Origin of the sequence: Streptomyces sp. NPDC098781, from assembly GCF_044759995.1 — a bacterium.
In the GTDB taxonomy this organism is placed as follows: Bacteria; Actinomycetota; Actinomycetes; order Streptomycetales; family Streptomycetaceae; genus Streptomyces.
This window is the reverse complement of record NZ_JBIWAK010000009.1, coordinates 447,064-460,299: the sequence shown is the minus strand read 5'-3', so window position 1 is coordinate 460,299 and position 13,236 is coordinate 447,064. Positions and strand designations below refer to the sequence as shown.

Here is a 13,236-nt window from a genome sequence, read left to right as displayed (position 1 = left end):
TCTCCGCGACCGCGTGCCCCGGCGTGCGCCCACGGCGGCGGCAAGCCCACGCCGCGAAACCGTTCACTCGCCGGAGTGATCGACGGGCAGCCGTACGAGGGCCGCCGGGGAAGGGTGCGGCGGGGCGCGAGCTGACCGCGAGCGGCAGCCGCCCCCGAGCGTCAGCCGCCCCTGGGTGACAGCCCGCAGATCCCCGCGCCGACGCCCCGCACCGGCTCCCGGTCCCGTCCGACGCCGAAGGCGTTCCGAACGGGAACTTCGCCGACCCTTCGGACGCTGCATACAGTGGCAGGAACTCGTGCCGAACTGCTCGGCACGACGCAGTGCACGCGACCGGAAGGACACCTTGCCCATGGGTCACACGGCCACACCGGAGGCACAATCCGGCGGCCTCACCGCGACGGAGCACCGCCTGGCCAACGGCCTGCGCGTGGTGCTCTCCGAGGATCACCTCACGCCGGTCGCCGCGGTCTGCCTCTGGTACGACGTAGGCTCCCGCCACGAGGTCAAGGGCCGTACCGGACTCGCCCACCTCTTCGAGCACCTGATGTTCCAGGGTTCGAACAGTGTGAAGGGCACGGGGCACTTCGAGCTCGTCCAGGGCGCCGGTGGCTCGCCGAACGGCACCACCAGCTTCGAGCGCACCAACTACTTCGAGACCATGCCCGCCCACCAGCTGGAGCTCGCGCTGTGGCTGGAGGCCGACCGCATGGGCAGCCTCCTGGTGGCGCTCGACGAGGAGGGCCTGGAGAACCAGCGGGACGTCGTCAAGAACGAGCGCCGCCAGCGGTACGACAACGTCCCTTACGGCACGGCCTTCGAGAAGCTGACGGCGCTGACGTACCCCGACGGGCACCCGTACCACCACACCCCGATCGGCTCGATGGCCGACCTGGACGCGGCCAGCCTGGAGGACGCCCGCGCGTTCTTCCGCACCTACTACGCGCCCAACAACGCCGTCCTGTCGATCGTCGGTGACATCGACCCCGAGCAGACGCTCGCCTGGGTCGAGAAGTACTTCGGCAGCATCGCGTCCCACGACGGCAAGCCCGCCCCGCGCGACGGCTCGCTGCCCGAGATCATCGGCGAACAGCTGCGCGAGGTCGTCGAGGAGAACGTCCCCGCGCGCGCGATGATGGCCGCGTACCGCCTGCCGACGGACGGCACCCGCGAGTGCGACGCCGCCGACCTGGCGCTGACCGTCCTGGGTGGCGGCGAGTCCTCCCGCCTCTACAACCGGCTCGTCCGGCGCGACCGTACGGCCGTCGCAGCCGGTTTCGGCCTGCTGCGCCTGGCCGGCGCGCCCTCCCTGGGCTGGCTGGACGTGAAGACCTCCGGCGACGTCGAGGTCCCCGTCATCGAGTCCGCCGTCGACGAGGAGCTGGCGCGCTTCGCGCAGGAGGGCCCCACCGCCGAGGAGATGGAGCGCGCCCAGGCCCAGCTCGAGCGCGAGTGGCTGGACCGGCTCGGCACGGTCGCGGGCCGCGCCGACGAACTGTGCCGGTACGCCGTCCTGTTCGGCGACCCGCAGCTCGCGTTCACCGCGGTCAAGCGGGTGCTCGACGTCACCGCCGAGGAGGTCAAGGCGGTCGCCCAGGCGCGGCTGCGGCCCGACAACCGTGCGGTGCTCGTGTACGAGCCGGTCGCCGGCGAGGACGAGGACCTGGAAGCCGCCAGCACCGACGAGAACGAGGAGTCGGCCCAGTGACCGAACTCGCCAGCATGGAGTTCCACCCACAGCCCCAGGCCGGCCCGGCCCGGCCCTGGGCGTTCCCGGCGCCCGAGCGCGGCAAGCTGGACAACGGCCTCACCGTCCTGCGCTGCCACCGCCCCGGCCAGCAGGTCATCGCCGTCGAGGTGCTGCTGGACACGCCCCTGGACGCCGAGCCGAAGGGCCTCGACGGCATCGCCACGATCATGGCGCGCGCCCTGTCCGAGGGCACCGACAAGCACACCGCCGAGGAGTTCGCCGCCGAGCTGGAGCGCTGCGGCGCCACGCTGGACGCCTACGCCGACCACCCCGGCGTCCGCGTCAGCCTCGAAGTGCCGGTCTCCCGTCTGCCCAAGGCGCTCGGTCTGCTGGCCGACGCTCTCAGGGCACCCGCGTTCGAGGACGCCGAGGTGGAGCGCCTGGTGCGCAACCGCCTCGACGAGATCCCGCACGAGCTGGCCAACCCCTCGCGCCGGGCCGCCAAGGAGCTTGCCAAGGAGCTGTTCCCGGCCACCTCGCGCATGTCCCGCCCGCGCCAGGGCACCGAGGACACCGTCGCCGGCATCGACTCCGCGGGCGTACGCGCGTTCTACGAGCGCCATGTGCGTCCCGCCACCTCCACCGTCGTGGTCGTCGGCGACCTCACCGGCGTCGACCTCGACGCGCTGCTCGGGGACACCCTGGGCGCCTGGACGGGCTCCTCGGCCGAGCCGCGGCCCGTCCCGCCGGTGACCGCGGACGACACCGGGCGCGTCGTCATCGTGGACCGCCCCGGCGCGGTCCAGACGCAGCTGCTGATCGGCCGGGTCGGCCCCGACCGGCACGACCGCGTGTGGCCCGCGCAGGTGCTCGGCACGTACTGCCTCGGCGGCACCCTCACCTCCCGCCTGGACAAGGTCCTGCGCGAGGAGAAGGGCTACACCTACGGCGTACGCGCGTTCGGGCAGATCCTGCGCTCCGCCCCGGACGGCAGCGGCGCGGCGATGCTCGCCATCAGCGGGTCCGTCGACACCCCGAACACCGGCCCGGCGCTGGACGACCTCTGGAAGGTCCTGCGCGGTGTCGCCGGGGAGGGGCTGACGGACGCCGAGCGGGACTTCGCCGTGCAGAACCTGGTCGGGGTCGCGCCGCTGAAGTACGAGACGGCGGCCTCCGTGGCGAACACCCTGGCCGACCAGGTCGAGCAGCACCTGCCCGACGACTACCAGGCCACGCTGTACCAGCAGCTCGCCGCCACCGGCACCGTCGAGGCCACCGCCGCGGCCGTGAGCGCGTTCCCGGTGGACCGCCTGGTGACGATCCTGGTCGGCGACGCGGCCGCGATCCGGGAGCCCGTGGAGGCCCTCGGCATCGGTGAAGTCACCGTCGTGGCGGCCGAGTAGGCGAAAGACGGCGCCACGCGCGCATAGGGGCCCTGGTGACGAAAGAGTCACCAGGGCCCCTTTATGCCCGAATTGAGGAGAGGTTGCCTGTCTGGCCTGTGGGATGCGCTACAAAAGCCCTGCTCGGTTTGGGGATTGAAAGATGTCCCGTTTAGCGTCTTCCGGGCTGTCCGTCAGGCACCGCGCCGCACCCGCGGCACCGGACAGCCATCGCCGAGTCCCCGTATGGCGCGAGCCAGGGGAGCCGGGGACCCACCGAAGTCCCTGGGGTGAATCGGGCGCCCGCGCGAGTGCGAGGGGGCCCGTAGGAGACCTTCCTGCTCCGAACCCGTCAGCTAACCCGGTAGGCGAGAGGGAAGGAAAGGACCAGCCACTACATGGCGTTCACCTGCGCCACCGGGAAGAACCGCCCCACCGGGAAGCATCGCCGGCCCAGCCGGATGCAGCGCTCCACCGCCCGTGCCGCGGGCGTCGCCGCGCTCACCGCCACCGGCGTCATAGGCACCCTGGCCGCTCCGGCGCTCGCCGCCGAGCCCGCCGCGGAGCAGACCGGCCTCATCCCCGTCATCGCCGTCGAGAACTCGATCGCGGACCAGCTCGACGCCCAGGCCGCGGCCCAGGAGCACGCGGCCAAGGAGGCCGCCGCCGCGAAGAAGGCCGCCCAGGAGGCCGCGCGCAAGAAGGCGGCCGAGAAGGCCGCGAAGGAGCGCGAGGCCAAGGAGCGCGCCGCCCGCGAGGCAGAGCGCAAGCGCCTGCTGTCCTATGTGTCCCCGATCCCCGGCTCGTACGTCTCCACCGGCTACAAGGCCGGCGGCGCCGTGTGGTCCTCCGGAAGCCACACCGGCATCGACTTCCACGCCGCCAGCGGCACGTCCGTCCACGCGGTCGCCTCCGGCACCGTCGTGGAGGCCGGCTGGGGCGGGGCCTACGGCAACAACGTCGTGATCAAGATGAACGACGGCACCTACACCCAGTACGGCCATCTGTCGTCCATCGGCGTCTCGGTGGGCCAGCGGGTCACCCCCGGCCAGCAGATCGGCCTGTCCGGCGCCACCGGCAACGTCACCGGCCCGCACCTGCACTTCGAGGCTCGGACCTCGCCGGAGTACGGCTCCGACATCGACCCCGTCGCCTACCTGCGCGCGCACGGCGTGAACATCTGACGCCACCGCCGCACCACCCGAAGCCCCGGCTCCCGAGCCGGGGCTTTCGGCGTTTTGGCGTCGAACCGATGACCAAAAAATATCCATGGATTCCGGCTCGCCGTCGGAAATTCAGGCAGGTTGCAATAGAGTCACAGCGAACACGTCATTCGTCGACGTTTCACGGGGATTAAGGCGGAGGTGGGTCATGCGTATTCCGGCGCACTCGGTGTGCACGGCGATCCGGGACGACATCGTCGCCGGTGTCCACGAGCGCGGCGGCCGACTCACCGAGGAAGTCCTCGCCCGCCGCTACGGCGTCTCCCGCGTCCCGGTCCGGGAAGCCCTGCGCACCCTGGAGGCGGAGGGCTTCGTGGTCACCCGGCGGCACGCGGGGGCCTGTGTCGCCGAACCGACCGAGCAGGAGGCCGCGGACCTGCTGGAGATGCGCGGCCTGCTGGAGCCGCTCGGCGCCGCCCGGGCCGCCCAGCGGCGCACCGAGGCCCATCTGAAGGTCCTGCGCGGCCTGGTCAGGCTGGGGCAGGAGCGGGCCAGGCGGGGCAACAGCGAGGATCTGCGCTCCCTGGGCGGCTGGTTCCACGAGACGCTGGCCCAGGCGTCCGGCAGCCCCGCCCTGACCTCGGTGCTGACCCAGCTGCGCCACAAGATCGCCTGGATGTACGCCGTGGAGGCACCGGCCGACCCGCAGGGGTACTGGACCGAGCACGGCGCGATCGTGGACGCGGTGGCGCGCGGCGACGGGGAACGCGCCCGCGCGATGACGGCGCTGCACACCGAGCGCGCGCTCTCCGCGCACCGGCTGCGGTTCGGCTCCGGAGGCGGGCGCGCGGAGCGTGTGAGGAATTCGCAACATCCCGTAAACATGCCGAGTCTGCGGCATTAACAAAGGCGCCGTATACAAAGAGGGCATATTCGGTGGCGGTGAATTTCTGCTGCCCTTTTTCGAATGCACCGGCAGCGCGCCGCCAATTGCGTCGAGCCTGCCCGGAAACAGCGAAGCCGCGCCCGCCGAAAAGGCGGACGCGGCTTCACCGTTCGCTACGGATCACCCGCTCAGGTCCTCAGACCGTCTCGGGCAGCTCCTCGAGACCCTCGGCGACCAGCTTCGCCAGTCGGTCGAGGGCGGCGTCCGCGCCCTCGGCGTCGGAGGCGAGGACGATCTCCTCGCCGCCCTGGGCGCCCAGGCCCAGGACGGCCAGCATGGAGGCCGCGTTGACGGGGTTGCCGTCAGCCTTGGCGATCGTCACCGGGACGCCTGTGGCCGTGGCGGCTCGGACGAAGATGGAGGCGGGGCGGGCGTGGAGGCCCTCGGCCCAGCCGACGTTGACGCGGCGCTCAGCCATGTGATGCTGCCCTTCGGTGTTCAGGGTTGTCTAGACCAGTTTCCCACACCCGTGAAGCAAGCCGGAACGAGACGAACGTCCCGTCTCTCGGTGCCCGTCGGATCGCGGCCTCGACCCCACGTTCGTCCTCCACAGACTGCCTCGCGCCGTTGTCGTACGCGAGCCGTACTCTGGGCCCCATGCAGAGCGCCTCGGACCGGCACGAGTACCCCGCCCACTGGGAAGCCGACGTGGTGCTGCGCGACGGCGGCACCGCACGCATCCGCCCCATCACCATTGATGACGCCGAGCGCCTGGTCAGCTTCTACGAGCAGGTGTCGGACGAGTCGAAGTACTACCGCTTCTTCGCGCCCTACCCGCGACTGTCCGCCAAGGACGTCCACCGCTTCACGCACCACGACTTTGTGGACCGGGTGGGACTCGCGGCCACGGTGGGCGGCGAGTTCATCGCCACCGTACGCTACGACCGGATCGGTGCCGACGGAATGCCCGCGTCCGCCCCCGCCGACGAGGCCGAGGTCGCCTTCCTGGTCCAGGACGCCCACCAGGGGCGGGGTGTCGCCTCCGCCCTGCTCGAACACATCGGCGCGGTCGCGCGCGAGCGCGGCATCCGCCGGTTCGCCGCCGAGGTGCTGCCCGCCAACACCAAGATGATCAAGGTGTTCACGGACGCCGGGTACACCCAGAAGCGCAGCTTCGAGGACGGCGTCGTACGCCTGGAGTTCGACCTGGAGCCGACGGACCGCTCGCTCGCCGTGCAGTACGCGCGCGAGCAGCGCGCCGAGGCCCGGTCCGTGCGGCGGCTGCTGGTGCCCGGGTCCGTCGCCGTCATCGGTGCGGGCCGCACGGCCGGCGGGGTGGGCCGCAGCGTCCTCGGCAACATCAGGGAGGCCGGGTTCACCGGGCGGCTGTACGCCGTGAACAGGGCGTTCCCCGAGGACCTCAAGGAGCTCGACTCGGTGCCCGCGCACCGCTCCGTGCGGGAGATCGAGGAGCAGGTCGACCTCGCGGTGGTCGCCGTGCCGGCCCCGCTCGTACCCGAGGTCGTCGCCGAGTGCGGCGAGCACGGGGTGCAGGGCCTCGTCGTGCTCTCCGCCGGGTACGCCGAGAGCGGGCCCGACGGGCGCGAACGGCAGCGCGAACTCGTACGGCAGGCACGCGCGTACGGCATGCGCATCATCGGCCCGAACGCCTTCGGGATCATCAACACCGCCGCCGACGTACGTCTGAACGCCTCACTCGCCCCCGAGATGCCCCGTCCGGGACGGATCGGTCTGTTCGCCCAGTCCGGCGCCATCGGGATCGCGCTGCTGTCCCGGCTGCACCGGCGCGGCGGCGGCGTCACCGGGGTGACCGGAGTGTCGACCTTCGTGTCGTCCGGCAACCGGGCCGACGTGTCCGGCAACGACGTCCTCCAGTACTGGTACGACGACCCGGACACCGACGTCGCGCTGATGTACCTGGAGTCCATCGGCAACCCGCGCAAGTTCACCCGCCTCGCCCGGCGCACGGCGGCCGCGAAGCCGCTGGTCGTCGTCCAGGGCGCGCGGCACGGCGGCGCGGCACCGCAGGGGCACGCCGTACGGGCCACCCGGCTGCCGCACGCCACGGTCTCCGCGCTGCTGCGGCAGGCCGGCGTGATCCGGGTCGACACCATCACCGAACTGGTGGACGCGGGGCTGCTGCTCGCCCGCCAGCCGCTGCCGGCCGGGCCGCGCGTGGCGATCCTGGGCAACTCCGAGTCGCTGGGCCTGCTCACCTACGACGCGTGCCTGTCAGAGGGCCTGCGTCCGCTGCTGCCGCTGGATCTGACGACGGCCGCGTCGGCGGACGACTTCCACCGTGAGCTCTCGCGCGCGCTCGCCGACGAGACCTGCGACGCGGTCGTCGTCACCGCGATACCGGCGATCGGCGACGCGTCGACCGGGGACGCCGAGCTCGCCGAGGCCCTGCGGACGGCCGCCGAGCGGGTACCGGGCAAGCCCGTGCTGGTGGTGCACGTGGAGCTGGGCGGACTCGCGGAAGCCCTGTCGGCCGCGGCGAGCACCGCACCACGACCGGAGTCGAAGGCGCCCGGCGCCGTGGTCCGCGCCCACCCGATCCGCCCCCTCGACTTCCGCCCCGAGACCCTGCCCGAGCTGTCGGAGACCTCCGAGAACACCCCCCGCCTCATCACCGCCTACCCCGCGGCCGAGCGGGCCGTCCGCGCCCTCGGCGAAGCTGTCAGGTACGCGCAGTGGCGGCGCGAGGCGGCCGAGCCCGGCAAGGTGCCCGAGTACGAGGACATCGACGAGAAGGGCGCCGCCCGGCTGATCGACGGTCTGCTCGCGCGCGGGCAGGGCCTCACGCTCGGCACGGACGAGACCGGTGACCTGCTCGGCAAGTACGGCATCCAGGTCCACCGCGCCCTTCAGGCCCCCACTCCCGACGCGGCCGCCGACGCCGCCCGCACCCTCGGCTACCCCGTCGCCCTCAAGGCCACCGCCCCCCACCTGCGGCACCGCGCCGACCTCGGGGGCGTACGGCTCGACCTGGCGGACGAGGAGCAACTGCGCCGGGCATACGCCGAGTTGACCGAGCTGTTCGGCAGGGCCGAGGAGCTGCGGCCGGTCGTGCAGAGGATGGCACCGCGCGGCGTCGACACCGTCGTACGGGCCGTGATCGACCCGGCCGCCGGTGCCGTGCTGTCCTTCGGGCTCGCCGGAGCCGCCTCCCAGCTGCTCGGCGACATGGCGCACCGGCTGATCCCGGTCACCGACCGCGACGCCACCTCGATCGTCCGGTCGATCCGGACGGCACCGCTCCTCTTCGGCTGGCGCGGCTCCGCGCCCGTCGACACCCCGGCCCTGGAGGCGCTGCTGCTGCGGGTGTCGCGGCTGGTCGACGACCATCCGGAGGTCGTCGCGGTCACCCTGGAGCCGGTCGTCGTCGCCACCCACGGCCTGAGCGTGCTCGGCGCGTCCGTACGCCTCGCACCGCCGCCCGCCCGCGACGACCTCGGACCGAGGACCCTCCCCACGTACTGAGACCGCCGTGAGCGGTGCCTCGCAGTCAGTGGTCCCCCGTAGGATGGGCGTCATGGCCAAGACCAGTACGACGACCCAGGGGCTGCGGGCGGCGATCGAACGCAGCGGCTACTACCCGGCCCTCGTGGCCGAGGCGGTGGAGGCCGCCGTGGGCGGCGAGCCCATCCGGTCGTACCTGGTCCACCAGGAGACGACGTTCGACCAGAACGAGGTGCGGCGGCATGTGACCGTCCTCGTCCTCACCGGCAACCGCTTCATCGTCAGCCACACCGACGAGCAGGCCGCGGACAGCACCTCCCCGACGCCCTACGCCACGACCTCGACGGAGTCGGTCAAGATCGGCCGGATCTCCTCGGTCGTGCTCAGCCGCGTCGTCGCCAACCCGGAGCAGTACACGGTGGGCACGCTGCCCCGCGAGGTGGTCCTCACCATCGGCTGGGGCGCCGTCTCCCGTATCGACCTGGAGCCCGCCGCCTGCGGCGACCCCAACTGCGAGGCCGACCACGGCTACACGGGCAGCTCCACGGCGGACGACCTGAGCCTCAGGGTCAGCGAGGCCGGTGACGGCCCGGAGACGGTGCGCCAGGCGCTCGCCTTCGCGCAGTCCCTCTCCGAGGCGACCGCGGACATCACGCGCTGATGGCTCAGTCCACCGCCTGGGACCCGCATCCGGAACCCCTCGCCGTCACGTCCGCGCCGCCCCCCGAGTACGGCAGCGGCTCGCTCGCCGACCTGTTGCCCACCCTGGCCGCCGGCATGGCCGTACCGGGCATGACCGCCACGATCACCGAGCTGACCGCCGCCGACCGCAACTGCGTGTTCCTGATCGACGGCCTCGGCTGGGAGCAGCTCAGGGCGCACCCCGAGGACGCGCCCTTCATGACCTCGCTGCTGGGCAGCTCGCGCGGCGGCACCGGACGCCCGCTCACCACCGGCTACCCGGCGACCACCGCCACCTCCCTCGCCTCGGTCGGCACCGGCCTGCCGCCCGGCGCGCACGGCCTGCCCGGTTACACCGCGCGCAACCCGGAGACCGGCGAGCTGATGAACCAGCTGCGCTGGCAGCCGTGGACGTCACCGCGCGCCTGGCAGCCGTATCCCACCGTCTTCGAACTGGCGCACCGGGCGGGCGTGCACGCGGCGCAGGTGTCGTCGCCCACCTTCGAGAACACCCCGCTCACCAAGGTCGCCCTCAGCGGCGGAACGTTCCTCGGGCGCCTGACCGGCGAGGAGCGCATGGACCTCGCGGCCGGGCAACTGGCGGCGGGCGACCGCTCGTTGGTCTACACGTACTACGCCGAACTCGACGGCGCCGGCCACCGCTACGGCGTCGACTCCGACACCTGGCGCGGCCAGCTGATGTACGTCGACCGGCTCGTCCAGCGCCTCGCCGAGCAACTCCCGCCGCGCAGCGCGCTCTACGTCACCGCCGACCACGGCATGATCGACGTGCCCTTCGACGAGGAGCACCGCATCGACTTCGACGAGGACTGGGAGCTGCGCGCCGGGGTCGCCCTGCTGGGCGGCGAGGGCCGGGCGCGGCACGTGTACGCGGTGCCGGGCGCGGCGAACGACGTCCTGACCTGCTGGCGCGAGGTGCTCGGAGAGCAGTTCTGGATCGCCTCACGGGACGAGGCGATCGCGGCCGGCTGGTTCGGGCCGCAGATCGACGAGCGGGTGTACGACCGCATCGGCGACGTGGTCGCGGCCGCGCGGGACGACGTCCTGATCATCGCGTCCGAGCGGGAGCCGAAGGAGTCGGCCATGGTCGGCAACCACGGCTCGATGACCCCCGCCGAGCAGTTGATCCCGCTGCTCGAAGTACGCTCCTGAAGCGTCCCTCCGTTCTCATCGCTGCCCGAAAGGTGCTCAACTCCCCATGCCCGAGCTGGTGTTCTTCTCCGGAACGATGGACTGCGGGAAGTCGACGCTGGCTCTCCAGATCGAGCACAACCGTTCGGCGCGTGGTCTGGCGGGCATGATCTTCACCCGCGACGACCGCGCGGGCGAGGGCAAGCTGTCCTCCCGGCTCGGTCTGGTCACCGACGCGGTGGAGGTCGAGGACGGCATGGACGTCTACGCCTACATGGTCGACCACCTCTCCCGGGGCGGTCGCGCGGACTACATCATCGCCGACGAGGCCCAGTTCCTCGCGCCGCAGCAGATCGACCAACTCGCCCGCGTGGTCGACGACCTGGGCCTCGACGTCTACGCCTTCGGCATCACGACCGACTTCCGCACCAAGCTGTTCCCCGGCTCCCAGCGCCTGGTGGAACTCGCCGACCGGGTCGAGGTGCTCCAGGTCGAGGCCCTGTGCTGGTGCGGCGCCCGTGCCACCCACAACGCCCGCACGGTGGGCGGTCAGATGGTCGTGGAGGGTGCCCAGGTGGTCGTGGGCGACGTGAACCAGGCGGACGCCGTCGGCTACGAGGTGCTGTGCCGCCGCCACCATCGCCGCCGCATGACGGCGGCCGGCGCGCGGGCCGCGGCGCTGTCCCCGGACGTCCTGCCGGTGCAATCGGCCTAGGCCCTGTCGTTCGGATCGTGCCGACCCGCACGAGGGGCCCTGGCAGAGGTCAGCGCGGGCCCTGGATCAGGGAGAAGCGCGCGCCCTCCGGATCCGCCACCGTGGCCACCCGGCCGTGGGCGCTGTCGTGGGCCGGCCGCAGCACATGCCCGCCGAGGTCGACGACCTCGGCGAGGGCCGCGTCCGTGTCGGCGACCTCGAAGTACGTCATCCAGTGCGGCCCCCGGTCGCGCGGCAGCGCGTTGCCGACGCCGTGGATTCCGGCGACCGGGCGGCCGTCGACGTTCAGCGTCACGTAGTCAAAGTCGCCGGAGACGACCGGCTCCTCCTCGTAGGCGAACACCGACGCGTAGAACTTGGCGACGTTCACGGACTCGAAGGTCACCAGCTCGTTCCAGGCCGGGGTGCCGGGCAGGCCCGTGATGGCCGTGCCGAGGTGGGCCGTGGGCTGCCACAGGCCGAAGACGGCGCCGGAGGGGTCGGAGCAGATGGCCATCCGGCCGGCCTCGCCGGCGTCCAGCGGACCGACCCCGACGGTGCCACCGCACAGCCGTACCGTGTCGGCGGTCAGGTCCACGTCGTACGAGGCGAGGTACGGCGTCCAGGCGATCGGGAGGTGACGGTCCGGCGGCAGCTGGCCGATGCCGGCCACCTCACGGCCGTCGAGCAGGGCGCGGACGTAGGGGCCGAGCTGCTGGGGGCCGGGGCGGAACTCCCAGCCGAACAGCGCTCCGTAGAACTCCTGGGTCGCGGCCAGCCCGTGCACCATCAGACTCACCCAGCAGGGCGTGCCGGGCGCGTGCCGGGCGTGCGTCGCGCCGTTCGGGCCGGCCGACCCCCGTGCCTCGGTCATCGTCACTCTCTCCTCGGCCCCTCGCGGTGGCCGTGTCGCTTCCGCTGTCCCGACCCCGTGCCGATGCTCGCACCCCCCGTGGCCAGGCGCGCTGCGGGCGCGCCGCGCACGACGGCCGGTGACCGGAGGATGCCCGGTGTGCGATTTACCGCCCGTTTCCGTGCGATTGCCGAAGGATGTCGATCGGCTGTACAGCATGTGCCCGATCCCGTACGCCCGGTGATCGGGCCTGTCCGGCGGGCAGAGTATCCGGAGCCGGGCGATGCGGCCACCCCGTGCGCAAGGATGGTGGCCATGAACGCCATCATCTCCGCACCTGAACTCGCGAGCGCGCTGACGGGCGAGAACCCGCCGGCGCTGCTCGACGTCCGCTGGCAACTGACCATGTCGAAGGCGTCGGGAGAGCCGCCGTTCGACGGCCGGGCCGCGTACGAGGCCGGGCACATCCCCGGCGCGGTCTACGTCGACCTGGACCGGGAACTGGCCTCCGCGCCCGGTTCGCGCGGCCGTCATCCGCTGCCGGACTTGGCCGAATTCGGTACGGCGATGCGACGGGCGGGGGTGTCGTCCGGAACGCCGGTGGTCGTGTACGACGGCGGACAGGGCTGGGCGGCCGCCCGCGCTTGGTGGCTGCTGCGCTGGACGGGTCACTCGGACGTACGGGTCCTCGACGGCGGGCTGCCGGCCTGGGAGAGCCCGCTGGAGACGGCGGTACCCACTCCGGCGCAGGGCGACTTCGAGCCGGCGCCCGGGGCGACGGGCCTCCTCGACGCCGACGGGGCGGCGGCCCTGGCCCGCTCCGGCGTACTGCTGGACGCGCGTGCGGGGGAGCGGTACCGCGGCGAGGTCGAGCCGATCGATCCGGTCGGCGGTCACATCCCGGGCGCGCTGTCCGCGCCCACCAACGAGAACGTGGCCCCGGACGGCCGCTTCCTCCCCGCCGAGGAACTCGCCTCCCGCTTCAAGTCCCTCGGTGCCGCCGAGGACACCCGGGTCGGCGCGTACTGCGGTTCGGGCGTCTCCGGCGCCCACGAGGTGCTGGCCCTGGCGGTGGCGGGCATCGCGGCGGACCTGTATGTCGGCTCCTGGTCGGAGTGGTCGTCGGACCCGTCCCGGCCGGTGGCCGTGGGGGCGGAACCGCAGTAGCGGGCGCGAGGGGAGCGCGCCGGGACCGGTCCGCCTCCGGATCGCTCCCTGGGCGCCCCCGCACAGCACAAGGGCCGCGCTGCGA

At 72.6% G+C, this 13,236-nt stretch carries 11 protein-coding genes and 1 riboswitch; of the genes, 9 read left to right on the top strand and 2 right to left on the bottom strand.

Translation table 11 applies throughout. The annotated features are described in order from the left end of the window. Nucleotides 1-352: 352 nt before the first annotated feature. The 4 genes from ACIQWG_RS33465 to ACIQWG_RS33450 all read left to right on the top strand — a co-directional run bounded on the left by ACIQWG_RS33465 (nucleotide 353) and on the right by ACIQWG_RS33450 (nucleotide 5,139). Complete coding sequence (locus ACIQWG_RS33465) at nucleotides 353-1,708, top strand: M16 family metallopeptidase (RefSeq protein ID WP_404102488.1); 1,356 nt, start codon at nucleotides 353-355, stop codon at nucleotides 1,706-1,708. Next, nucleotides 1,705-3,093 (top strand): M16 family metallopeptidase, encoded by a 1,389-nt coding sequence (locus ACIQWG_RS33460; RefSeq protein WP_404102486.1) that lies wholly within the window; start codon nucleotides 1,705-1,707, stop codon nucleotides 3,091-3,093. The genes ACIQWG_RS33465 and ACIQWG_RS33460 overlap by 4 nt, the downstream gene beginning before the upstream one ends. Before the next feature lie 201 nt (nucleotides 3,094-3,294). Continuing rightward, nucleotides 3,295-3,458: riboswitch (cyclic di-AMP (ydaO/yuaA leader) on the top strand. A gap of 12 nt (nucleotides 3,459-3,470) precedes the next feature. Next, nucleotides 3,471-4,256 carry a M23 family metallopeptidase gene (locus ACIQWG_RS33455; RefSeq protein ID WP_404102484.1) on the top strand — a complete coding sequence of 262 codons (786 nt, stop codon included), beginning with the start codon at nucleotides 3,471-3,473 and terminating at the stop codon, nucleotides 4,254-4,256. 187 nt (nucleotides 4,257-4,443) lie between these two features. Then, a complete protein-coding gene (locus ACIQWG_RS33450) occupies nucleotides 4,444-5,139 on the top strand; it encodes a GntR family transcriptional regulator (protein ID WP_404102482.1) in 696 nt (231 codons plus the stop codon). A 178-nt stretch (nucleotides 5,140-5,317) separates the two neighbouring features. Here the strand turns inward: ACIQWG_RS33450 and ACIQWG_RS33445 are convergent, their stop codons facing one another. Beyond that, complete coding sequence (locus ACIQWG_RS33445) at nucleotides 5,318-5,599, bottom strand: HPr family phosphocarrier protein (RefSeq protein ID WP_029382363.1); 282 nt, start codon at nucleotides 5,597-5,599, stop codon at nucleotides 5,318-5,320. 179 nt (nucleotides 5,600-5,778) lie between these two features. Here ACIQWG_RS33445 and ACIQWG_RS33440 point away from each other — a divergent pair, with 179 nt between their 5' ends. Genes ACIQWG_RS33440 through ACIQWG_RS33425 form a run of 4 tightly spaced genes read left to right on the top strand, consistent with a single transcriptional unit; the run spans nucleotide 5,779 to nucleotide 11,152 of the window. After that, entirely contained in the window at nucleotides 5,779-8,625 is a 2,847-nt protein-coding gene (locus ACIQWG_RS33440) for a GNAT family N-acetyltransferase (RefSeq protein ID WP_404102480.1), read from the top strand. Nucleotides 8,626-8,677: 52 nt separating this feature from the next. Continuing rightward, the gene (locus ACIQWG_RS33435) at nucleotides 8,678-9,265 is read left to right on the top strand and encodes a DUF5998 family protein (protein ID WP_404102478.1); all 588 of its coding nucleotides are present in this window, start codon (nucleotides 8,678-8,680) and stop codon (nucleotides 9,263-9,265) included. Beyond that, nucleotides 9,265-10,458, top strand: coding sequence for an alkaline phosphatase family protein (locus ACIQWG_RS33430; RefSeq protein WP_404102476.1), 1,194 nt, complete (start codon nucleotides 9,265-9,267; stop codon nucleotides 10,456-10,458). Before ACIQWG_RS33435 ends, ACIQWG_RS33430 begins: the two co-directional genes overlap by 1 nt. A 46-nt stretch (nucleotides 10,459-10,504) precedes the next feature. Further along, nucleotides 10,505-11,152: a thymidine kinase gene (locus ACIQWG_RS33425; protein ID WP_404102474.1), complete on the top strand. Its 648-nt coding sequence runs from the start codon at nucleotides 10,505-10,507 to the stop codon at nucleotides 11,150-11,152. Between the two features lie 49 nt (nucleotides 11,153-11,201). Here ACIQWG_RS33425 and ACIQWG_RS33420 read toward each other — a convergent pair whose 3' ends face one another. After that, nucleotides 11,202-12,005, bottom strand: a complete 804-nt coding sequence (locus ACIQWG_RS33420; protein WP_404102472.1) for a VOC family protein — start codon at nucleotides 12,003-12,005, stop codon at nucleotides 11,202-11,204. A 294-nt stretch (nucleotides 12,006-12,299) separates the two neighbouring features. Here ACIQWG_RS33420 and ACIQWG_RS33415 point away from each other — a divergent pair, with 294 nt between their 5' ends. Beyond that, a complete protein-coding gene (locus tag ACIQWG_RS33415; protein WP_404102470.1) occupies nucleotides 12,300-13,151 on the top strand; it encodes a sulfurtransferase in 852 nt (283 codons plus the stop codon). Nucleotides 13,152-13,236 lie beyond the last annotated feature (85 nt).

What these genes read in the sequence shown, in the direction of transcription:
- ACIQWG_RS33465 (WP_404102488.1), top strand. Translation starts at nt 353, where the DNA reads ATGGGTCACACGGCCACACCGGAGGCACAATCCGGCGGCCTCACCGCG.
- ACIQWG_RS33455 (WP_404102484.1), top strand. Translation starts at nt 3,471, where the DNA reads ATGGCGTTCACCTGCGCCACCGGGAAGAACCGCCCCACCGGGAAGCAT.
- ACIQWG_RS33450 (WP_404102482.1), top strand. Translation starts at nt 4,444, where the DNA reads ATGCGTATTCCGGCGCACTCGGTGTGCACGGCGATCCGGGACGACATC.
- ACIQWG_RS33445 (WP_029382363.1), bottom strand. Translation starts at nt 5,599, where the DNA reads ATGGCTGAGCGCCGCGTCAACGTCGGCTGGGCCGAGGGCCTCCACGCC.
- ACIQWG_RS33440 (WP_404102480.1), top strand. Translation starts at nt 5,779, where the DNA reads ATGCAGAGCGCCTCGGACCGGCACGAGTACCCCGCCCACTGGGAAGCC.
- ACIQWG_RS33435 (WP_404102478.1), top strand. Translation starts at nt 8,678, where the DNA reads ATGGCCAAGACCAGTACGACGACCCAGGGGCTGCGGGCGGCGATCGAA.
- ACIQWG_RS33430 (WP_404102476.1), top strand. Translation starts at nt 9,265, where the DNA reads ATGGCTCAGTCCACCGCCTGGGACCCGCATCCGGAACCCCTCGCCGTC.
- ACIQWG_RS33425 (WP_404102474.1), top strand. Translation starts at nt 10,505, where the DNA reads ATGCCCGAGCTGGTGTTCTTCTCCGGAACGATGGACTGCGGGAAGTCG.
- ACIQWG_RS33420 (WP_404102472.1), bottom strand. Translation starts at nt 12,005, where the DNA reads ATGACCGAGGCACGGGGGTCGGCCGGCCCGAACGGCGCGACGCACGCC.
- ACIQWG_RS33415 (WP_404102470.1), top strand. Translation starts at nt 12,300, where the DNA reads ATGAACGCCATCATCTCCGCACCTGAACTCGCGAGCGCGCTGACGGGC.